General features: G+C 41.9%; 20 protein-coding genes and 1 tRNA gene. 4 read left to right on the top strand and 17 right to left on the bottom strand.

The features are described from left to right. Nucleotides 1–26 precede the first annotated feature (26 nt). The 10 genes from ACLNCV_RS05595 to ACLNCV_RS05550 form a co-directional block, all read right to left on the bottom strand. On the bottom strand, nt 27–908 hold the full coding sequence (locus ACLNCV_RS05595; protein WP_004255734.1) for a class II fructose-bisphosphate aldolase: 882 nt from the start codon (nt 906–908) through the stop codon (nt 27–29). Nucleotides 909–1,054: 146 nt separating this feature from the next. Then, nucleotides 1,055–2,377, bottom strand: a complete 1,323-nt coding sequence (vncS, locus tag ACLNCV_RS05590; protein ID WP_084925849.1) for a sensor histidine kinase VncS — start codon at nt 2,375–2,377, stop codon at nt 1,055–1,057. Beyond that, nucleotides 2,374–3,030, bottom strand: a complete 657-nt coding sequence (vncR, locus tag ACLNCV_RS05585) for a response regulator transcription factor VncR (protein WP_237446996.1) — start codon at nt 3,028–3,030, stop codon at nt 2,374–2,376. Before vncR ends, vncS begins: the two co-directional genes overlap by 4 nt. Before the next feature lie 142 nt (nt 3,031–3,172). Next, nucleotides 3,173–4,552 (bottom strand): ABC transporter permease, encoded by a 1,380-nt coding sequence (gene vex3, locus ACLNCV_RS05580; protein WP_247949454.1) that lies wholly within the window; start codon nt 4,550–4,552, stop codon nt 3,173–3,175. A 55-nt stretch (nt 4,553–4,607) separates the two neighbouring features. Next, nucleotides 4,608–5,255 (bottom strand): ABC transporter ATP-binding subunit Vex2, encoded by a 648-nt coding sequence (vex2, locus tag ACLNCV_RS05575; protein ID WP_000173751.1) that lies wholly within the window; start codon nt 5,253–5,255, stop codon nt 4,608–4,610. A gap of 12 nt (nt 5,256–5,267) precedes the next feature. Continuing rightward, nucleotides 5,268–6,545, bottom strand: coding sequence for an ABC transporter permease (locus ACLNCV_RS05570; RefSeq protein ID WP_424844953.1), 1,278 nt, complete (start codon nt 6,543–6,545; stop codon nt 5,268–5,270). 138 nt (nt 6,546–6,683) lie between these two features. Beyond that, nucleotides 6,684–6,769, bottom strand: a tRNA-Leu gene (locus tag ACLNCV_RS05565). A gap of 80 nt (nt 6,770–6,849) precedes the next feature. After that, nucleotides 6,850–7,425, bottom strand: a complete 576-nt coding sequence (locus ACLNCV_RS05560) for a cysteine hydrolase family protein (RefSeq protein WP_414299465.1) — start codon at nt 7,423–7,425, stop codon at nt 6,850–6,852. Continuing rightward, complete coding sequence (gene codY, locus ACLNCV_RS05555; protein ID WP_000940738.1) at nt 7,425–8,213, bottom strand: GTP-sensing pleiotropic transcriptional regulator CodY; 789 nt, start codon at nt 8,211–8,213, stop codon at nt 7,425–7,427. The genes ACLNCV_RS05560 and codY overlap by 1 nt, the downstream gene beginning before the upstream one ends. A 256-nt stretch (nt 8,214–8,469) precedes the next feature. After that, nucleotides 8,470–10,035, bottom strand: a complete 1,566-nt coding sequence (locus ACLNCV_RS05550; RefSeq protein WP_424844952.1) for a DEAD/DEAH box helicase — start codon at nt 10,033–10,035, stop codon at nt 8,470–8,472. A gap of 329 nt (nt 10,036–10,364) precedes the next feature. On the opposite strand from ACLNCV_RS05550, the gene ACLNCV_RS05545 reads away from it, so the two are divergent. The 4 genes from ACLNCV_RS05545 to ACLNCV_RS05530 all read left to right on the top strand — a co-directional run bounded on the left by ACLNCV_RS05545 (nt 10,365) and on the right by ACLNCV_RS05530 (nt 15,114). Next, nucleotides 10,365–11,681, top strand: coding sequence for an FAD-containing oxidoreductase (locus ACLNCV_RS05545; protein ID WP_261019993.1), 1,317 nt, complete (start codon nt 10,365–10,367; stop codon nt 11,679–11,681). A 98-nt stretch (nt 11,682–11,779) separates the two neighbouring features. Further along, the gene (gene murT / locus ACLNCV_RS05540) at nt 11,780–13,123 is read left to right on the top strand and encodes a lipid II isoglutaminyl synthase subunit MurT (protein WP_261023703.1); all 1,344 of its coding nucleotides are present in this window, start codon (nt 11,780–11,782) and stop codon (nt 13,121–13,123) included. Beyond that, on the top strand, nt 13,123–13,905 hold the full coding sequence (gene gatD / locus ACLNCV_RS05535) for a lipid II isoglutaminyl synthase subunit GatD (protein WP_125454721.1): 783 nt from the start codon (nt 13,123–13,125) through the stop codon (nt 13,903–13,905). The genes murT and gatD overlap by 1 nt, the downstream gene beginning before the upstream one ends. Before the next feature lie 126 nt (nt 13,906–14,031). After that, the gene (locus ACLNCV_RS05530) at nt 14,032–15,114 is read left to right on the top strand and encodes a M24 family metallopeptidase (protein ID WP_084888658.1); all 1,083 of its coding nucleotides are present in this window, start codon (nt 14,032–14,034) and stop codon (nt 15,112–15,114) included. Between the two features lie 101 nt (nt 15,115–15,215). Here ACLNCV_RS05530 and ACLNCV_RS05525 read toward each other — a convergent pair whose 3' ends face one another. The 7 genes from ACLNCV_RS05525 to cmk all read right to left on the bottom strand — a co-directional run bounded on the left by ACLNCV_RS05525 (nt 15,216) and on the right by cmk (nt 20,467). Further along, nucleotides 15,216–15,677: an ECF transporter S component gene (locus ACLNCV_RS05525; protein ID WP_084888661.1), complete on the bottom strand. Its 462-nt coding sequence runs from the start codon at nt 15,675–15,677 to the stop codon at nt 15,216–15,218. Beyond that, nucleotides 15,655–16,428 carry a bifunctional hydroxymethylpyrimidine kinase/phosphomethylpyrimidine kinase gene (locus ACLNCV_RS05520; RefSeq protein WP_084888663.1) on the bottom strand — a complete coding sequence of 258 codons (774 nt, stop codon included), beginning with the start codon at nt 16,426–16,428 and terminating at the stop codon, nt 15,655–15,657. Before ACLNCV_RS05520 ends, ACLNCV_RS05525 begins: the two co-directional genes overlap by 23 nt. Continuing rightward, nucleotides 16,418–17,167: a tRNA pseudouridine(38-40) synthase TruA gene (gene truA, locus ACLNCV_RS05515; RefSeq protein ID WP_084925640.1), complete on the bottom strand. Its 750-nt coding sequence runs from the start codon at nt 17,165–17,167 to the stop codon at nt 16,418–16,420. The genes ACLNCV_RS05520 and truA overlap by 11 nt, the downstream gene beginning before the upstream one ends. Before the next feature lie 99 nt (nt 17,168–17,266). Continuing rightward, the gene (locus ACLNCV_RS05510) at nt 17,267–18,418 is read right to left on the bottom strand and encodes an MFS transporter (RefSeq protein ID WP_084925642.1); all 1,152 of its coding nucleotides are present in this window, start codon (nt 18,416–18,418) and stop codon (nt 17,267–17,269) included. Between the two features lie 276 nt (nt 18,419–18,694). Next, the gene (locus tag ACLNCV_RS05505; protein WP_084925646.1) at nt 18,695–19,324 is read right to left on the bottom strand and encodes a Pr6Pr family membrane protein; all 630 of its coding nucleotides are present in this window, start codon (nt 19,322–19,324) and stop codon (nt 18,695–18,697) included. Nucleotides 19,325–19,326: 2 nt separating this feature from the next. Beyond that, nucleotides 19,327–19,665: a zinc ribbon domain-containing protein YjdM gene (locus tag ACLNCV_RS05500; RefSeq protein ID WP_001061596.1), complete on the bottom strand. Its 339-nt coding sequence runs from the start codon at nt 19,663–19,665 to the stop codon at nt 19,327–19,329. A 130-nt stretch (nt 19,666–19,795) separates the two neighbouring features. Further along, nucleotides 19,796–20,467: a (d)CMP kinase gene (gene cmk, locus ACLNCV_RS05495; RefSeq protein WP_084925647.1), complete on the bottom strand. Its 672-nt coding sequence runs from the start codon at nt 20,465–20,467 to the stop codon at nt 19,796–19,798. Nucleotides 20,468–20,474: the final 7 nt, after the last annotated feature.

Raw genomic sequence — 20,474 nt, 5'->3', positions numbered from 1 at the left:
GGTTTTATCTGTATTGTTCAGCTAGATTAAGCTTTACCTTCTGAACCGAATACGTCGATACGTTCTTCAACTGATGCTTGGATAGCTTTTACACCGTCAGCCAAGAATTTACGTGGGTCGAAGAGTTTTTTCTTGTCGTATTCTGCTTCGTTTGCTTCGTAGTCACGAGCAAATTTACGAGTTGCGTTAGCGAATGCGATTTGGCATTCTGTGTTAACGTTAACTTTCGCAACACCAAGTTTGATAGCTTCTTGGATTTGCTCATCAGGAATACCTGAACCACCATGCAATACGATTGGGAATCCTGGAACAGCTTCAGTCAATTTTTGCAAGTGATCAAGGTGAAGACCTTTCCAGTTTTCTGGGTAAGGACCGTGGATGTTACCGATACCAGCTGCCAAGAAGTCGATACCAGTTTCAACCATTGCTTTAGCGTCTTCGATTGGAGCCAATTCACCATCACCGATGATTCCGTCTTCTTCACCACCGATAGTACCAACTTCAGCTTCCACTGATACACCATTTGCATGAGCAAATTCTACAACTTTACGAGCTTTATCAAGGTTTTCTTCAACTGGAAGGTGTGAACCGTCAAACATAACTGAAGTATAACCAACTCGGATACACTCAAGTGCATCTTCGTAGTGACCGTGGTCAAGGTGGATAGCTACTGGTACAGTGATACCCATTGATTCAACAAGGTTAGCGATCAAGTTGCGAGCAACTTTGTAACCACCCATGTATTTAGCAGCACCCATTGAAGTTTGGATCAAAACTGGAGCTTTTTTAGCTTCTGCTGCGCGCAAGATAGCTTGAGTCCACTCAAGGTTGTTTGTGTTAAATCCACCAACTGCATAACCGTTGTCACGAGCTGCTTGGACAAATTTTTCTGCTGAAACGATTGCCATTTTATCAGGCCTCCTGTATATTTTTATGGGTCATCCCATTTACATTGTTCATTTTATCACTTTTTGACAAAAAAATCTAGTTTTTCCCGCAGTTTCGATTGAATTTCTTCTAGCTTCATCTATGTAAACCCTTTCTCTCCCTAGTCTTAGGCGATTCTTGGAAAAGCTATGAAGAAGGTCAAACGATTCTCCTTCATCTCAAAACGATAAGGTAATTTTTCATGTTCCAATAGACTCTTGACCACAAAGAGCCCCATCCCAGAACCCTTGGCCTTGCGACTAGCATTATCAGAAAAAGACTGAGCCAGTTTTTCTTGTTCTTCAGGACTACAGCTATTCTCGATAAAAAGTTCCCCTTCTCTCTCTCCGATGCGGACCAAGCCGCCTGGAATGGAGTGCTTGATAGCATTGCTGATGAGATTAGACAGGATTAATTTCATCACAGATGGATTTAGATAAGCCTGCTGGTGGTTCAAACTATTGTCAATCTGAAGTTCTCTCTCCTTTGCTAGCAAAGAATAATCTTGAACTAGACTTTGCGTCATCTGGAGGAGATCTATTATTTCCCTATCATCTCGCAATTCCTGCACAGAAGAGAGAGAAAGTATCTGGAGAACGTGGTGATTGAGCTCATCCACAATTCCTAAGGCTACTCCCAGATAGCGGTCTCTATCCTTATAACGACCGATATTTTCTTTCATGTTTTCAATCAGGATTTTCAAACTAGCTAAGGGTGTTTTCAGTTCATGGGAAGCCCCTCGTAGGAATTCGACCTTCATCTTTTCCAGCTGGAGAATAGCTTCATTCTTGTCATGCAAGTCCGCAATGACAGTCAAAAGATGCTGGTAGAGGCTATTGATTTGTTCCTTGAGATCACCAATCTCATCCCTAGAATCCACGCGCAATCGCACTTGGGCATCCAGTTCCATCATCCGTCGGGTCACCCGCTTGATTTCCAAAATCGGAGCAACAATGGTCCGAGCATAGATGTAGGCCACCAAGAGGGAAATCAGAAAGGAGGCCAGCAAGGTATAGGGAAGAAACTGGAGACTAATCTGCTCTGCTTCCTTTTGCAAATCCATGGAGGCCAGAAACTGGAGAGTAATGCTTCCACCGTCTTGTGTTTTCACCTCGCGCTCCTCAATAAAGAGGGAGGTGGTTTGGCGAGCTGTATCCAAAGGAAGACTGTCCTTAACCTCCAACTTGTCCTCGGTCATCTCTCCCTTGACCGCCCCTTTGATCTCACTAGTCTGGGAATACAAGTCTAAGACTTGCTCGATACTCTGTCTATCCTTTCCTTCTAGGGACTGGGCAATGGCTGTTGCCTTCTGACCAATGGTTTCCTGACGGTGGCTCAGATAAGTCGAGGGAAAGAGAAAATAAATGGCTAAATGAAGGCAGATAACCAGAACACTAAATATCGAGAAGGTATAGATAAATATCTTTGTAAATAAACCTGTTCGTTTCATTTTCGCTCCAATTTATAACCAACATTGCGCACAGTGAGGATACAATCCAAGTCTAGCTTTTTCCGCAGTTCCTTGATATAGACATCAATGACACGGTCAAAGGGGACCTCATCTGTCGCCTTCCAGACCGCATCGATAATCTGAGAACGAGTCAAGGCTCGTCCTTCATTTTTAACCAAATAATCAAGAATTTCCAACTCTTTGGCATTGATAGCTACTTCCTCACCTGCTAGGCTGGCACTGTAACTTTCAAAATCCACCTTGGTATCCTTGTAAGAAAAGACGCGTCCTGTATCATAGTAGCGCTTGAAAATTGCGTCTACCCTCACTTTTAAGAGGGAGAGGGAGAAGGGTTTTTCCAGATAGCCATCTGCCAGAGAAGCAAAAGCACTCATCTTGTATTCCTCATCCTGAAAGGCGGTCAACATCAAGACAGGGACTTGGCTGGTTTTGCGAATCTCAGCTAGCACTTCTAGGCCATTGAGTTTGGGCATCTGGATATCCAGTAAAACCAGGGCCACCTCATAGCTAGAAAATTGCTCCAAGGCTTCTTGTCCGTCCGCCGCCTCAATGGTTTCATAACCACAATCCGTCAAATAGTCACTGATCCCCTCACGGATCATCTCTTCATCTTCTACAATTAAAATTTTCATAGAAAAAACGTTTCACATTCCTTTAAATTTCTTGTAAAGCAACTTGCTTTCATCCTGATAAACAGAGGATTTACCAAGACAAAACAGATAAAAATGCTACCTATATTATACCCCATTTAGGGGAGAATAGGTAGCAAGTTTGTTATTCACTATCCAGCAGAAGCTCTTTTGGTTGTTTTCTAAGGAGATTGCTTGAAGCAAGCGCCATAACGAGAACCACTAGAACCAAGGCAAGGACAAAGACGATGATAAAGTCTGATGTCTGAATGGAAATATCTAGGCTCGACAAGGTCTTGCTAAAGCCATCTACTTCTGCACCACCACCAAGGTTGGAGGCTTGAGCAGCCTTGCTGGCTTGCTTGGCAACACCTGAAGTGACATTGGCAAGAACAGTATTTCCGATTGCACGCGCTGTGTAAGTAGCTAAGAAGTAAGCAGAAACAAGAGCAGGGATGGCAATCACGATGGATTCAGTGATGAATTGACCCAAGATACTTGCCTGCTTGAGACCAATAGAGAGGAGAATACCCACTTCCTTGCGACGGGCATTGATCCAAAGGCTGAGTAAGAGGGCAAGGAGAAGAACTGAGAAACTCAAGCTACCCCAGAAGAGGAGATTGGCCATCTTGTACATACCAGAAATGGATTGCTCAAGAGCTGGGTAGTTAGATGAGCTCTTAACGAGTGTATAGCTCTTCCAGTTGATACCACTGATGCCATTCAACTCTTTCATAACATCATCCAAGTTCTTGTCCGCTGTTACAAAGAAGGTTGCGTCCCCATAAATAGCTGTGTCTTCTGTGTATCCATAAAGCTTTGCAGCAGTGTGAATGTCTGTGATAGCTGTATTTTCATAGAGTTCTTGTGAGTAGGTTACTGCTGACTTATTATGACCATCAAAGAGTCCCTTGATTGTCACTTCGACTGTTTCCTTGGCTCCTTTTTCATTGTCTGCATCGTAGATATTGGAGTCTAGTTTAACCTTATCCCCGACTTTCCAGCCGTGTTTGGCTGCCAAGTCCTTGTGCAGGAGGATCTTGTCCTTGTCGTCGTTTGTTAAGTGCTCACCTTCGACCAGCTTATAAGAACCAGAGACAAACTTGTCTTCTTTGGAGGAGTCATTGACACCTGTAATCATCAAGCTACTTCCAAAATGTTTGGCACGGTCAGGTGTCAGATTTTTCTTAGTATCTGGCGTTTCGATGAGTTCATATCCAGTCAAATCTCCGATAGCGTTGATGCGTTTAACATAAGACTCGATGGCCTTGTTTTCAGTAATTTTTTTGATATCTTCACCCTTGATATTCCCAGCACCACGTGGCGTCCCTTGATTGACGCGACGATTGATTTGCATGGAGAAGCTATTGGTGATATTTTTAAATGTCTCCTGAGAAGCCTTGGCAGTAGCTCCCTTGATCGACAAGCCGACCAAACTCAAGCTCGCCATGAGGAGAATAATCAGGAAGATGACAATCGATTTGAAAAACTTCCTTGTAACATAGGCAAATGCGTTGTATAACATAGGTTCCCTTTCTAGATTTTGTTCTATTTTATAGTTCTAACAGAAAAAGCTCATATTATTTCGTAGTATTGCGAGTTTCAGTCAGTTTCTTGTCCTTCAACTCAAGTGTAATATCTGACGCTTGTGCCACTTCTTTGCTGTGAGTTACGACGATGACACATTTACCTGTTTTCTGGGCAAGTGATTTGAGCAGTTCGACAATATCTCCAGCAGTTTTAGGGTCCAGATTTCCCGTTGGCTCATCCGCTAGAATAACTGGAGCTTCTGATACCAAACTACGAGCAATAGCAACACGTTGTTGTTGACCACCTGATAACTGGAGAACATTCCGCTTGATCTGACTTTCATCCAAACCAAGCTCAAGCAGTGTATCCTTGCTTGCCTTTTTGTTGACCAAGCGGATATTTTCCAGTGGAGAAAGATAATCTATCAAGTTATAATTTTGAAAGACCAGGGAAATATGGTGCATACGATGGTAGGAATAGCCCTTCTTACGAATATCCTCTCCTTGGAAAAGGATAGAACCTTCAACAGGACTATCTAGACCAGCCAGTAGGGACAAGAGAGTGGATTTTCCTGCTCCTGACTCCCCAATAATACTGTAAAATTTCCCGGGTTCAAAATTATAATTGATCTGATATAGGACTGCTTCAGCAGTGTTCTTATAACGGTAGGTAACATCTTGTAATTGTAATAAAGTCATGATTTCTCCTTCTTAACTAATAGATGATAAAATTTCTTTCGGTGATTTTCTAAATAAGAATAGGAAACAAAGAGCTACAGATAAGCAACTAAGCAGAACTAGAAAAACATAGGATTCTGCAAAAGATAATAAACTACTTGATAGACCACTTGTTTTGGCTAGTGTATTTTGTAAGCTTGCCTGATCTCCACTTGCTAGTAGAGTTTGGAGTAGGTAGGATGTGATTGCGTTTCCTGTAGCAAATGCTGGAAGCAAAGCTCCGAGAGATACCAAAACTACCTCTAAACAGAACTGCAGGAAAATCGAACTCTTGCCTTTCCCAAGTGCAAGTAAAATTCCCACTTCGTAGACCCTTTCTCTCAACCAGAGAGACAAAACAAGAATTAAGGCCCCTGCTCCTGCTATCAACATCCCATAAAGGAAGATGGTTAGGAAGGTTTGGAAGGTTGCAACTGAGTCTTTGATTTGTTCAAAAGCCTTGTTTTCCTTCTCAACTTGGTAGCCTTGATTTTCCAAGGCCAAGTTTTCCACCTGCTTCATGAGTCCGTCCATTTCCTTAGGATTTTCTACATAGAAGCGCGCTGCACTGACTTGAGCTTCACTATTTCCCAGAAGGGTCTGGCTACTTTCATAGTCTGTAAAGACCTGATTTTCACTGAAGTCAGAAGACAAACCTGTAAATTTCTCTTGTTTCTTACCAGCAAAAATGCCGACAATCTCAAACTCTACTATTTGCCCTTTACCAGATTCGGACTGACCAGCATCCAAGCCAATCTTGTCATGAAGAGAAAGACCGTTCTTCTTGGCCAACTCTTCGTGGATAAGGATTTTCTTGGAATCTCCTTTTTGGAGGTGTCGACCTTCTTTTAGGTTGAAAGCCGAGCTAGTAAAGGTCACATCTTTGGATGAATCCTCAAGAGCCGTTAAGCTAACCAAGTTCTTGTCCGCAGCTGACAAATCATCACGTTCCACGCTCTGCTCGCCACTCACTGCTTCCTTGTCTTTTAGTTTTGCGACCGTCTCGAGTTCAGGAGAAACATTTTCCAGTCCCTTAATCTTGCTTACAGATGCTAGGTCTGACAACTTGAATGTCTGACCATTTTCTATCTTCTTAATAGAAAAAGAGGTATTGAGTGATTTGTAAAGATTGGTTTCAACTGTTTTGTTGGACTTCATCAGAGTCAAACAGGCTGAAATTCCAGCCAATAGGACCAATAAAATCAGAAATAAAATAAAACTTCTCAGTCGTTTTCTGCTGACATAAGCCCAAGCTCTTTGGATCGGATTCATTTGTCACCTCCATATTTGTAAGACTATTATAAAATCCAAATATGAAATGTTTATGAAATACAAAAAAGAGCAAAATTTTTTTGCTCTACTTGAATTATATGAAAACAAAAGAGCTAGCCTAAGCTAACTCTTATCCTATGCGGAGAGAGGGACTTGAACCCTCACGACCTAAAGCGGTCACAGGATCCTTAGTCCTGCGCGTCTGCCAATTCCGCCATCCCCGCGTCGATTACTTTACTAGTATATCAACTTTTAGGATGCTTGTCAACACTTTTTTTCAATTTTTTTCATTTCATCAACCAAATTACTCTGAAATTTCATTTAAATTTTCATCTACTAACTTAGCTCCGAGTGTATTTTTGAAATGACCTAGGGCAAATTGATGATTTTCAGGCCAGATGGAAGCAACAGCTGGTTTAACAATCTCGATGTCATATCCTAGATTATAGGCATCTATAGCTGTATGCAGGACACAGATATCCGTCAAAACTCCGGTTAAAATAACTGTAGAAATTCGACGCTCTCTCAAACGGATATCTAGGTCAGTACCCGAAAAAGCTGAGTAATGACGTTTATCCATCCAAAAGACACGACTGTCTGAACCATGCTCTTGATAAAAGACCCCCAAATCTCCGTATAAATTCCGTCCACTAGTCCCAATCAAATTGTGAGGAGGAAACAGCTTGCTTTCTGGATGGAAACAATCGTTTTCTTCGTGAGCATCAATGGTAAAGAAGATGTAATCTCCTCGTTCAAAAGCTAGTCGAGTTACCTTGCTGATGGCATCCGAAATCGCCTGAGCTGGAGCGCCTGCTGTCAATTTTCCACTATCAGCAACAAAATCTTCTGTATAATCAATCGAAATCAAAGCCTTAGTCATTAGTAATCTCTTTTCTTCACTTCTTCAAAAATATCTGAAATCAAAACCTTAAGGTAGGTTCCCTTCATTCCAAGTGAGCGACTTTCAATAATCCCTGCAGACTCAAGTTTACGAAGGGCATTGACAATCACAGAACGAGTGATTCCGATACGGTCTGCAATCACAGACGCAGTCAACTGCCCTTCATTTCCATTTAATTCCCCTAAAATTGCTGAAACAGCACGGAGTTCGGAGTAAGAAAGGGTATTAACCGCCATGGTAACAGCAGTACGGCGACGGATATTTTTCTCATCTTCTTCACGCTGGAAATTAAGGAGTTGAATTCCAACAACGGTACTCGCAATCTCAACAAGAATCAAGTCCTCGTCTTCGAATTTTTTATCATTGCGCCAAATAATCAAAGAACCAAGTCGAATCCCTGATACATGAATCGGTGCAATAGTCGTCAAACCATCTGGAAAGTCGGCACGACTTTCCACAGGAAAAATGCTTAAATCATGATCAACTGTCAGATTGGCTTCTGTATCGTAAATCATGTTCGCACCTTGAATGTAGTCATCTGGGAAAATCTTAGTTTGGAAGAACTGCTCTACACGATCTGTATTGGTTTTGTAACGCATAAAATAACCAAGGAGACGTCCCTTGCTATTGACGATACAGGCGTTACAGTCAATAATATCTGCCAATTGACGGGTAATCGCATTGTAGGGAAGTTCTTCCTGCAACTGCTCCTCTGAGCGCTTCAGGATAGAAGTAATTTTTCTAGTTTTTTCTAATAAATGTGCCATTTTTCACCTCGAATTTAATCGCTATCATTATAACATAAACAGCTTGAATTTTCAATTATTATCTGAAAATTGCTTATTTAATTGCAATTTGAAAAAACAAGAATATTTTTAATTAAATTGCTTCTTTTCTATTGACAAGCCCCTTATTTTTGTGTATTATAATATTACAAGAAGATAATATATCTATTTTATTTATCTTTCTTTTTCCATTCGGTCTCCTTATATAAAAAAGCGATTCGTTTTGAACCGCTTTTTCTTATTTATCGCCCTTGTTACGAATAACAAAGCCTGTTTGCTTTTCACTTGAAGTATTGCGTGGTTTTTTATTATCCTTACGATAACGTTTTTCCTTATCATAACGATCATTTCCACGACTGCCGTTTTTGAAATCATCACGGCGACCATTGCCACGGCGTTCGCGATCACGACGGTCATCTCCACGACGACCTCCCTTACCTTTACCACCGAAGCCATTACCTGATGGTTTAAATGGCAGTGGTTTTTCACGCGCAATCTCCACTTCAGGAAGGCTATCTGGATCTTGGACAGTCAGACTCAAGATATACATGGCCAATTCTTCTGGAGTAAATTCAGCAGCCAACTTGCGAGCATCCTTACCAAATTTCTCAAAGTTGCCACGGATTGTCTCATCTGCAAAATCACGTTCGATTTTCTTGAGAGCTACCTGTTTTTTTGCTTGGAAGGCTTCTTCTGCACTTGCAGGTTTGAGACCTTTCATACGTTTCTTAGTCAAGTTTTCAATGATTTGGAGGTAGCCCATTTCATTTGGTGATACGAAAGTAATAGACTGACCTGACTTACCAGCACGACCTGTACGACCGATACGGTGAACATAACTTTCAGGATCTTGTGGAATATCGTAGTTATAGACATGGGTCACACCTGAAATATCCAAGCCACGCGCTGCAACGTCCGTCGCAACCAAAACATCAAGATTGCCATTTTTAAAGTCACGAAGGACACGAAGACGTTTGTTTTGGTCTAGGTCTCCATGAATTCCTTCTGCACGGAAGCCACGGATTTTCAAACCACGAGTCAATTCATCTACACGGCGTTTTGTACGACCAAATACGATAGCAAGCTCAGGTTGCTCCACATCCATAAGACGAGTCATGGTATCAAATTTTTCTTGCTCTTTAACTCGGATATAGTATTGGTCAACCAATTCTGTTGTCAATTCCTTAGCCGCAATCTTCACATGCTCAGGTTCTTTCATAAACTGAACACCGATACGTTTGATGGCATCTGGCATAGTTGCTGAGAAAAGTAAGGTTTGACGGTTTTCAGGGACACGAGAAATGATAGCTTCGATATCTTCAAGGAAGCCCATATTGAGCATCTCATCCGCTTCGTCAAGGATAAGAGTTTCAATATCTTGTAATTTCAAGGCCTTACGTTTAATCAAGTCCAAAAGACGACCCGGTGTTCCCACCACGATATGGGCACCAGATTTAAGAGCCTTAATTTGTTTTTCAATGCTTGATCCGCCATATACTGAACGGACTTTGACTCCCTTACTACGACCAAAACGGAAGAGTTCTTCTTGACTTTGGACAGCTAGTTCACGAGTTGGAGCGATGACCAAGGCTTGGATGGTCTCTTCTTCTGTACGGATTTTTTCAAGGGTAGGCAAGCCAAATGCTGCAGTTTTTCCTGTACCAGTCTGTGCTTGACCGATAACATCCTTGCCTTCAAGGGCCAAGGGAATAGTTTGTTCTTGGATCGGACTGGCTTCTACAAAACCAGCTTTTTCAATCTCTGCTAGCAAATCAGCAGACAAGTTTAATTCATTAAATTTCACGTTATTCTTCTTTCTAAAGGTGGTGCGAAGCCACCCTATAGGGCTTAGTTTATACTTTTCTTTTTATGACGTATTTTCATATACTGGATACAAAATCGTGTTGCTTCTTTTCCACAAAAGAAAAGTACTGTTTTCTTTGCAACCTATCTAGTATAACACAAGAACAGAGCAAAAGATAGCCCAATCCATCGATAAACTCATGTAAACGATTTTTCAGAGAAAATAAGGATGAAATTTCCACTATTTCATAAACTTTTTTAAAGCGTAGCAGAATTGTGCAAAAGTTTTTTTCTTGTGCTAGAATGAAAATCGAATAGGAGGAACTCTAAATGTTAACTTATGATTTAATCGTTATCGGATTTGGTAAAGCTGGTAAAACACTAGCTGGTAAATTGGCTTCAGCTGGTAAAAAAGTTGCCCTCATTGAACGTAGCAAAGCTATGTACGGTGGAACTTGTATCAACATTGGTTGTATCCCAACTAAAACTTTGCTAGTTGCTGCTGAGAAAGACTTGTCTTTTGAAGAAGTGATTGCTACCAAAAACACGGTCACTGGTCGCCTCAACGGTAAAAACTATGCTACTGTTGCTGGTACAGGCGTCGATATCTTTGATGCGGAAGCTCACTTCCTTTCAAACAAAGTCATCGAAATCCAAGCTGGTGATGAAAAGAAAGAACTGACTGCTGAAACAATCGTCATCAACACTGGTGCTGTTTCAAATGTCTTGCCAATCCCTGGACTCGCTACAAGCAAAAACGTCTTTGACTCAACAGGTATCCAAAACTTGGACAAATTGCCTGAAAAACTTGGAGTCCTTGGTGGTGGAAATATCGGTCTTGAATTTGCTGGTCTTTACAACAAACTTGGAAGCAAGGTTACAGTCCTAGATGCCTTGGATACATTCCTACCTCGTGCAGAACCTTCCATCGCAGCTCTTGCTAAACAATACATGGAAGAAGACGGTATTGAATTGCTTCAAAATATCCGTACTACTGAAATCAAAAACGACGGTGACCAAGTCCTTGTCGTAACTGAAAATGAAACTTACCGTTTCGACGCCCTTCTCTACGCAACTGGACGTAAGCCAAACGTAGAACCACTTCAACTTGAAAATACAGACATTGAACTTACTGAACGTGGCGCTATTAAAGTAGATAAACATTGTCAAACAAACGTTCCTGGTGTCTTTGCAGTTGGGGATGTCAACGGTGGTCTTCAATTTACTTACATTTCACTTGATGACTTCCGTGTTGTTTACAGCTACCTTGCTGGAGATGGCAGCTACACGCTTGAAGATCGTCTCAATGTACCAAACACCATGTTTATCACACCTGCCCTTTCACAAGTCGGTTTGACTGAAAGCCAAGCAGCTGATTTGAAACTTCCATACGCCGTTAAGGAAATTCCTGTTGCAGCCATGCCTCGTGGTCACGTGAACGGAGACCTTCGCGGAGCCTTCAAAGCTGTGGTTAATACTGAAACAAAAGAAATTCTTGGAGCAAGCATCTTCTCAGAAGGATCTCAAGAAATCATCAACATCATTACTGTTGCTATGGACAACAAGATTCCTTACACTTACTTTACAAAACAAATCTTCACTCACCCAACCTTGGCTGAGAACTTGAATGACTTGTTTGCGATTTAAGTTGCAATCTCATCTTAACTGACAGCCCTCTTTGGGCTGTTTTTACTTCTGCGGAACCTCAAATCTGTCTTTTCCTTCTTTTATGATATAATAGAAACATGAAATTAAAAACTACTTTGGGCCTTCTTGCTGGGCGTTCTTCCCACTTCATTTTAAGCCGTCTTGGCCGTGGAAGTACGCTCCCAGGAAAACTTGCCCTTCAATTTGATAAAGATATTTTACAAAACCTAGCTAAGAACTACGAGATTGTCGTGGTCACTGGAACCAATGGAAAAACCTTGACAACTGCCCTCACTGTCGGCATTTTAAAAGAAGTTTATGGTCAAGTTCTGACCAACCCAAGCGGTGCCAACATGATTACAGGAATTGCGACAACCTTCTTAACAGCCAAATCTTCTAAAACTGGGAAAAATATTGCCGTTCTAGAAATCGATGAAGCCAGTCTATCTCGTATCTGTGACTATATCCAGCCAAGCCTTTTTGTCATCACGAATATCTTCCGTGACCAGATGGACCGCTATGGTGAAATTTACACAACTTACAAGATGATTTTGGATGCTATTCGTAAGGTACCTACTGCCACTGTTCTCCTTAATGGAGACAGTCCACTTTTCTACAAACCGGATATTCCAAATCATGTGCAGTATTTTGGGTTTGACTTAGAAAAAGGACCCGCTCGAGAAGCTCACTACAATACCGAAGGAATCCTCTGTCCTGACTGCCAAGGCATCCTCAAATATGAGCATAATACCTATGCAAACTTGGGTGCCTATATCTGTGAAAGTTGCGGATGTAAACGTCCTAATCTCGACTATCGCTTGACAGAACTGGTTGAGTTAACCAACAATCGCTCTCGCTTTGTCATTGACGGACAAGAATACGGTATTCAAATCGGTGGTCTCTACAATATCTACAACGCCCTAGCTGCGGTTGCTATCGCCCGTTTCCTCGGTGCCGATTCCCAACTCATCAAGCAGGGATTTGATAAGAGCCGTGCTGTCTTTGGACGCCAAGAAACCTTCCATATCGGTGACAAGGAATGTACCCTCGTCTTGATTAAAAATCCAGTCGGTGCAACCCAAGCTATTGAGATGATTAAACTAGCTCCTTATCCATTTAGCCTATCTGTCCTCCTTAACGCTAACTATGCAGACGGAATTGATACAAGCTGGATCTGGGATGCTGATTTTGAACAAATCACTGACATGGACATCCCTGAAATCAACGCTGGCGGTGTTCGCCATTCTGAAATTGCACGTCGTCTCCGAGTGACAGGCTATCCAGCTGAGAAAATCACTGAAATAAGTAGTCTGGAACAAGTTCTTAAGACCATTGAAAACCAAGACTGCAAGCATGCTTATATTCTGGCAACTTATACTGCTATGCTTGAATTCCGCGAACTGCTGGCTAGTCGTCAGATTGTTAGAAAGGAGATGAACTAATGGTTTATACTTCACTTTCCTCAAAAGATGGCAATTACCCCTATCAGCTCAACATTGCCCACCTCTACGGAAATCTCATGAATACCTATGGGGACAATGGAAACATTCTCATGCTCAAGTATGTGGCTGAAAAGCTGGGAGCCCATGTGACCGTTGATATCGTTTCTCTCCATGATGACTTTGACGAAAATCACTACGACATCGCCTTTTTCGGTGGGGGTCAAGACTTTGAACAGAGTATCATTGCAGACGACCTACCTGCTAAAAAAGAGAGCATTGACAACTACATCCAAAACGACGGTGTGATTCTGGCTATCTGTGGTGGTTTCCAACTATTAGGGCAATATTATGTTGAAGCTTCAGGAAAACGCATCGAAGGACTCGGTGTCATGGGCCACTACACGCTCAACCAGACCAATAACCGTTTTATCGGTGACATCAAGATTCACAATGAAGATTTCGATGAAACCTACTATGGTTTTGAAAATCATCAGGGCCGTACCTTCCTCTCAGATGACCAAAAACCGCTGGGACAGGTTGTCTATGGCAATGGAAATAACGAAGAAAAAGTCGGCGAAGGGGTTCATTATAAAAATGTTTTCGGTTCTTACTTCCACGGGCCTATTCTCTCTCGCAATGCCAATCTGGCTTATCGCCTAGTCACTACAGCCCTCAAGAAGAAATATGGTCAGGACATCCAACTCCCTGCTTATGAGGACATTCTCAGTCAAGAAATCGCTGAAGAATACAGTGATGTCAAAAGCAAGGCTGACTTTTCTTAAACCAAGAAAAATCATATCAAAGAACTCCGTTATCTTGTCGGAGTTTTTTTGTCTTTTCTTTTACCCTTCTCCCTTGCATTTTCTCTCATTTTTTGCCAAAATAGAGGGGTAGAAAGAAGGTAGCATATGTCTAAATTACAACAAATCGTAACATATCTTGAATCAGAAAAACTAGACGTCGCTGTCGTATCTGACCCCGTCACAATCAATTACCTCACTGGCTTTTACAGTGATCCCCATGAACGCCAAATGTTCCTTTTTGTCCTAGCGGATCAGGAACCCCTCCTTTTTGTCCCAGCCCTTGAAGTGGAGCGTGCGAGCAGCACTGTTTCCTTCCCAGTTGTGGGCTATGTGGACTCTGAAAATCCATGGCAAAAAATGAAACATGCTCTTCCACAACTTGACTTCAAACGTGTCGCTGTTGAGTTTGACAATCTCATCTTGACCAAATATCATGGCTTGAAAACAGTTTTTGAAACTGCTGAGTTTAACAACCTCACTCCTCGTATCCAACGCATGCGCCTCATCAAATCAGCTGACGAAGTGCAAAAAATGATGATTGCAGGTCTCTATGCTGACAAGGCAGTTAAGGTTGGTTTTGACAATATTTCTCTTGATAAGACTGAGACAGATATCATCGCTCAAATTGACTTTGCTATGAAACGTGAAGGCTATGAAATGAGCTTTGACACCATGGTCTTGACAGGTGATAATGCTGCAAATCCACACGGCATTCCAGCAGCAAATAAGGTTGAAAATAATGCTCTTCTCCTCTTTGACCTTGGTGTTCTAGTCAACGGCTATGCGTCAGATATGACTCGTACGGTCGCTGTCGGCAAACCAGACCAATTCAAGAAAGATATTTACAACTTAACTCTTGAAGCCCAACAAGCTGCTCTTGACTTTATCAAGCCAGGTGTGACTGCTCATGAAGTGGACCGCGCGGCCCGTGAGGTCATTGAAAAAGCTGGTTACGGCGAGTACTTCAACCACCGTCTTGGTCACGGTATCGGTATGGATGTCCACGAATTCCCATCTATCATGGAAGGAAACGACATGGTCATCGAAGAAGGCATGTGCTTCTCTGTTGAACCAGGTATCTATATCCCTGGTAAAGTCGGTGTCCGTATTGAAGACTGCGGTGTTGTTACCAAGGATGGCTTCGACCTCTTTACAAGCACCAGCAAAGACTTGCTTTATTTTGATTAATATTTTTCGAAAATCTTCCCACAATAAAACGCATAGTATCAAGCTTTCAACACCTGATACTATGCGTTTTTCTTATTTGAAAGACTTTTGACTCAGCCTCTTTACTTAATCTTCTTGATACTTTGACTAAGAATAAATCCTACAATCATCCCTACCATATTTTGCATGAAATTTGGTAAAATTTCTGGTAGGGCTGCTGCCCAGCCATTCATCAATGTAGAACCCAAGGCGTAGCCCCCTACCATGGCAATAGTTGCCAAAACGAGGCCTAACCACTGAGTTTTCCCTTTAAATCCTGCAAAAAATCCCTGCAAGCCATGGTTGACCAAGCTAAAGAACATCCACTGAGGGTAGCCTGATAAGAGGTCAATCAAGAAACCTGCTAGTCCTCCGACTACAGCTCCTTCACGACTACCAAAGTAAAAGGCCGTAAAGAAGACACCCGCATCTAAGAGAGTTAGAATTCCTGTCGGTGTTGGAATTTTTAAGAAATAACCTAGAACCACAGAAAGGGCGGTTAATAGGGATACAAGGGCGATTTTAGTTGTTTTGGTTTGCTTCATATTGTCTTACTCCATATTGATCTGCTTGTGCAATGGCACGATAAACGAAAGCTTTAGAACTTTCTACTGCTGGTAAAAGTTCATCACCTTTAACCAAGTGACTGGCAATGCTTGAGGCAAAGGTACAACCTGCACCAGCATTTTGGCCTTGGATGACAGGATTTTCTAGGACTGTAAAGGTTTGTCCGTCATAAAAGACATCTACAGCCTTGTCCTGACTAAGGCGATTGCCTCCCTTGATAATGACTGCTGGCGCTCCTAATTCATGCAATTTCTGCGCTGCAACTTTCATGTCTTCCAAGGTTTTGATTTCCTGACCAGCCAATAATTCTGCTTCAGGAAGATTAGGCGTAATCACACTGACATGAGGGAAAAAGCGAATCAACTCTTGGCAGAGTTCACTAACTGCTACGTCGTGCGTTTCCTTGCAGACCAAGACAGGGTCCAATACCACAGGAACTCCTTGGCGTTGCTTGATAAAGTCCAATGCCTTCTCAGCCACACTGACAGTAGGGAGAAGACCAATCTTAATCCCTGCAAACTCCACATCACGCAAGCTATCTAATTCATGTTGAAAAATGGTATCGTCAGTTGGAAAGACTTCAAAGCCCTTTTCCGTCAAGGCTGTCAAACAAGTCACTGCTACAAAACCATGCAAGCCGTTCAAGGTATAGGTAGCCAAATCAGCTGACAGGCCACCACCACTAAAAATATCATTCCCAGAAAGTGCTAAAATACGATTATTCTTCATAACGAATCTCCTTTAAATACAAACCATTTGGTGCTGCAGTGGGACCTGCAAGCTGCCTGTCCTTTTTCTCCAAGATGAGGTCAATCTGCTCCACTGGCATACGATTATTTCCGATTTTGAGCAGTGTCCCCACCATATTTCGAATCTGCTTATACAAGAAACCATTTCCTGAAAAGGTAAAGGTCAAAAACTGACCTGTCTCATCAACTGCTAAACTAGCTTCTGTGATGGTGCGAACCTTATCCTCTACACTAGTCCCAGAGGCTGTAAAACCAGTGAAATCATGGGTTCCCTCTAACTTTTTGATTGCAATCTGCATGCGTTCCACATCGAGTGGGTAGGGAAAGTGAGTGGCATAGTGACGGCATATAGGATTCTTGGGACGTCCTCTATCCACAATAAACTCATAGGTCTTGCTATGCTTAGCATAACGGCAATGAAAATCATCCGCCACAAGCTCAATCGAAATCACATCAATATCTTCAGGGGACTGAGTGTCTAGAGCAAAACGGAGCTTCTCCTCATCCATTTGATAGGGCAAGTCAAAATGAATCACCTGTCCCAAAGCATGAACCCCACTATCAGTCCTACCAGCACCGTGAACAGTAATGGCTCCCCCTTTATTTAACCTGGTCAAGGTTTTTTCAATTTCTTCCTGAACGCTACGCGCATGAGGCTGGCGTTGAAAACCAGCAAAGGCGTAACCGTCATAGGAAATAGTTGCTTTGTATCTTGTCATAACTTCTATTTTATCAAGAAAATAATCTGTAAACAAGATTCTAAAACAAATATTGTCTGGGTACAAAATTCACAAAAAGAAAAACTTAGGAAACCAATCCTAAGCTCTCTTTTGAAGTAAGTACATGACAAAGATAGAGGTTACAATCAACCACCCTCCTAAGATACTAAAGACCAACATGCCATTGTGAGTTAGTAAGCCAATTGCACCTAGAACAAATGGGGTCGTAAAGGCTCCGAAACTACAGCCTAATACAGCAAATGAAGTTGCTTGATTGAGGAGTTTAGCTGGAATTCGTTCAGAGACAAGTTGAAAGACCGTCGTCAAGGCTACACTGTAGGCAAAACCAGCAAGAATGCTTCCTGCCACTACCACCCACAAGGATGGAGACAGGGCAATCACGATTTGCCCTAAGCCGAAGGCAATACCAGACCAGAGGAGCAGTTTCTCTTTAAAGATAGAAATCAAGAAAGAAAAACTCACACCAGCCACAATCCCAATCAACTGCATGACACTAAGAACAAAACTAGATAACTGGGCATCTCCAAGTCCTCTTTCCACCATCAAACTTGGAATACGGATGGTAATAGCCGTATTGGTACAAACTACAACTGCTGCTTCAATAGCTAGGATAAAAATCAAGCCTTTCATTTCCCGAGTTAAGCGACTTGCTTCCTTCTCCTTTTTCTTGACTTCTTTCTTTTCCTTTCCATAAGGGACAAAGAGCAGATAAAGGGTTAGCACCAAAAATCCAGCACTATAGGCTAGGAAGGTAGCTGTCCAACCAAAAGCTAACAACTGGCCGACTGCTAAGGTAATGAGAGAAGCTCCAACGACCTCTGCAGAACCACGTAACCCTAGCATCTGAATTCGCGTTTTTCCTTGATAGCGTTCACTGATAATAGAAATTGCCTTGGCATTGATCATCCCAACACCCAAACCAAAAAGAATCCGTGTCCCAAAGACAAAGGGATAACCTTGATACCAGAAGGGAGCCGTTCCACTCAGTGATAAAATCAATAATCCCAAACTAATCTGTATGCGCTCAGAAAATATTTTTTCTAAAAAACCATTTAGCAGTAACATGATCATAATTCCAAAGGATGGCAAGCTCGCCAAAAGCTCAATTTGTTCCTTAGGATAGCCTTGATAATAGTCAAACATGGCTGGCAGAGCACTCGAGATGGAAAAGGATGTAATCAAAACGAGGGAGAGAGCCAAAATACTGGCCCGTTCTAAAAATTGTTTCATGAAATCTCTTTCTATATTTCTCTTAATCTTCTACTTTTTTGATAGTTATCAAACAAGCAAGAAAAGAAGAAGCCTCTTTAGTGTACAGACTCCTTCTTAAACTCGAAAATGAATCCCTTGTGTCTTATACTCAATGAAAATCAAAGAGCAAACTAGGAAGCTAGCCGCAGGTTGCTCAAAGCACTGCTTTGAGGTTGTAGATGAAACTGACGAAGTCAGTAACCATATATACGGCAAGGCGAAACTGACGTGGTTTGAAGAGATTCTCGAAGAGTATTAGGATGACTTTCTCTTTATTTGCTTGATAAAGTAGAAGATAAATCCTGCCACCATATAGGCAACAAATATAATCAGACACCACTTGAACACGACATCCCACCCCTTGTTCACATTCAAAAAGAAGTAAGGGAAGGGACTGACCTTAGAATTAGGAACATCAAGTTTCAGTACCAAGCCATTAAAAAGAGCAAAAATCATATAAAGTAAGGGTAAAATTGTCCACACAACTGGATCCCAGATTTTGTATTGACCCTGTTTGTCAAAAAAGAGGGTATCTGCTAAAAACCAGAGGGGAACGATATAGTGGCAAAGGAAATTTTCTAGAGTATAAAAATTAGTCGCAATGGGCGCCAGGAGGAAATGGTAAATCACACAGGTAATCATGATACTCATAGTGACTCCACCTTTTAAGCGCAAGAGACTTGATCTTTGCCAGTTGTCACCTAAACGGCTCATAACCTTTAGGAGATAGAGCGTAAAAATCGCGACTAAAAGGTTGGACAGAACCGTATAATAGAGCAACATCCCAAAGCCACCATGCTTGGCGATTTCAAGATAAACTCCCGTAAAAGCCGCTAGAAACAAGAAGATACGGCTATAAAATACAAGTTTATAGTGTTTTGACATGCTTAAATTTTCTTCACAAACTCTGATTTGAGTTTCATGGCACCAAAGCCATCAATTTTACAGTCGATATTGTGGTCGCCTTCTACGATGCGGATATTTTTCACGCGCGTCCCTTGTTTCAAATCTTTTGGCGCACCTTTTACTTTCAAGTCCTTGATGAGGGTTACAGTATCACCGTCAGCCAATTTATTCCCGTTGGCATCGATAGCAACAAGGCCCTCTTCTACATCTGCAACTTCAGCAGGATTCCACTCATAAGCACACTCTGGGCAAACCAGTAGGGCACCGTCTTCGTAGACATACTCTGAGTTACATTTTGGGCAATTTGGTAGGTTGTTCATGGTTTCTCCTTATCATCATTCACTATTCTTTGAAAATCAAAATTTCTCGAACAGCAACTATTATACCTTAAAATCAGCATTTTGACAAATATAGAAAAAAACCGATATCAATCTATCGGCTTTTCTACATCTACATTCTTTTTTTAGCTTCTGCTTTGATTTTTTCAACTACTTCTTGAATGTTCAAGCCAGTTGTATCAAGGTAGACAGCGTCCTCTGCTTGTTTGAGAGGCGAAGTCTCACGATGACTATCCTTGTAGTCACGCGCAGCAATTTCCTCTTTTAGGGTTTCAAGGTCTGTTTCAATTCCCTTGGCAATATTTTCCTTGTAACGGCGCTCTGCTCTCTCATCGACTGAAGCTACTAGGAAAATTTTTAATTCTGCTTGTGGCAATACAACAGTCCCAATATCGCGACCATCCATGACAATCCCACCTTGCTGGGCAATCTCTTGTTGGAGAGAAACTAGTTTCTCACGCACTTCAGGAATTGCTGCGATGGCAGAAACATGATTGGTCACTTCATTTTCACGGATAGGATGGGTAATATCCACATCTCCTACAAAGACAAGCTGTTCTCCAGTTTCTGAACGCCCAAAACTGATTGGATGCTGGTCCAATAAGTCTAAGAGTTCTTCAACTTGTTCAACTCCTAATTGGTTCCTGAGAGCCATGTAGGTCGCTGCACGATACATAGCACCTGTATCTAGGTAGGTGAATCCAAAATCCTTGGCAATAATCTTTGCGACCGTACTCTTGCCACTTGAAGCAGGACCGTCAATAGCAATTTGAATTGTTTTCATATCAACT

It is taken from the genome of Streptococcus sp. CL5.50 (genome assembly GCF_049738015.1).
In the GTDB taxonomy this organism is placed as follows: domain Bacteria; phylum Bacillota; class Bacilli; order Lactobacillales; family Streptococcaceae; genus Streptococcus; species Streptococcus mitis_CA.
Note: the sequence above shows the minus strand (reverse complement) of the source record. Positions and strands in the feature narration are given on the sequence as shown.

What these genes read in the sequence shown, in the direction of transcription:
- ACLNCV_RS05595 (WP_004255734.1), bottom strand. Translation starts at nt 908, where the DNA reads ATGGCAATCGTTTCAGCAGAAAAATTTGTCCAAGCAGCTCGTGACAAC.
- vncS (WP_084925849.1), bottom strand. Translation starts at nt 2,377, where the DNA reads ATGAAACGAACAGGTTTATTTACAAAGATATTTATCTATACCTTCTCG.
- murT (WP_261023703.1), top strand. Translation starts at nt 11,780, where the DNA reads ATGAAATTAAAAACTACTTTGGGCCTTCTTGCTGGGCGTTCTTCCCAC.
- ACLNCV_RS05570 (WP_424844953.1), bottom strand. Translation starts at nt 6,545, where the DNA reads ATGAATCCGATCCAAAGAGCTTGGGCTTATGTCAGCAGAAAACGACTG.
- ACLNCV_RS05520 (WP_084888663.1), bottom strand. Translation starts at nt 16,428, where the DNA reads ATGAAGAATAATCGTATTTTAGCACTTTCTGGGAATGATATTTTTAGT.
- gatD (WP_125454721.1), top strand. Translation starts at nt 13,123, where the DNA reads ATGGTTTATACTTCACTTTCCTCAAAAGATGGCAATTACCCCTATCAG.
- ACLNCV_RS05545 (WP_261019993.1), top strand. Translation starts at nt 10,365, where the DNA reads ATGTTAACTTATGATTTAATCGTTATCGGATTTGGTAAAGCTGGTAAA.
- ACLNCV_RS05500 (WP_001061596.1), bottom strand. Translation starts at nt 19,665, where the DNA reads ATGAACAACCTACCAAATTGCCCAAAATGTAACTCAGAGTATGTCTAC.
- cmk (WP_084925647.1), bottom strand. Translation starts at nt 20,467, where the DNA reads ATGAAAACAATTCAAATTGCTATTGACGGTCCTGCTTCAAGTGGCAAG.
- ACLNCV_RS05505 (WP_084925646.1), bottom strand. Translation starts at nt 19,324, where the DNA reads ATGTCAAAACACTATAAACTTGTATTTTATAGCCGTATCTTCTTGTTT.
- ACLNCV_RS05560 (WP_414299465.1), bottom strand. Translation starts at nt 7,425, where the DNA reads ATGACTAAGGCTTTGATTTCGATTGATTATACAGAAGATTTTGTTGCT.
- ACLNCV_RS05510 (WP_084925642.1), bottom strand. Translation starts at nt 18,418, where the DNA reads ATGAAACAATTTTTAGAACGGGCCAGTATTTTGGCTCTCTCCCTCGTT.
- ACLNCV_RS05530 (WP_084888658.1), top strand. Translation starts at nt 14,032, where the DNA reads ATGTCTAAATTACAACAAATCGTAACATATCTTGAATCAGAAAAACTA.
- codY (WP_000940738.1), bottom strand. Translation starts at nt 8,213, where the DNA reads ATGGCACATTTATTAGAAAAAACTAGAAAAATTACTTCTATCCTGAAG.
- vex2 (WP_000173751.1), bottom strand. Translation starts at nt 5,255, where the DNA reads ATGACTTTATTACAATTACAAGATGTTACCTACCGTTATAAGAACACT.
- truA (WP_084925640.1), bottom strand. Translation starts at nt 17,167, where the DNA reads ATGACAAGATACAAAGCAACTATTTCCTATGACGGTTACGCCTTTGCT.
- ACLNCV_RS05525 (WP_084888661.1), bottom strand. Translation starts at nt 15,677, where the DNA reads ATGAAGCAAACCAAAACAACTAAAATCGCCCTTGTATCCCTATTAACC.
- vex3 (WP_247949454.1), bottom strand. Translation starts at nt 4,552, where the DNA reads ATGTTATACAACGCATTTGCCTATGTTACAAGGAAGTTTTTCAAATCG.
- vncR (WP_237446996.1), bottom strand. Translation starts at nt 3,030, where the DNA reads ATGAAAATTTTAATTGTAGAAGATGAAGAGATGATCCGTGAGGGGATC.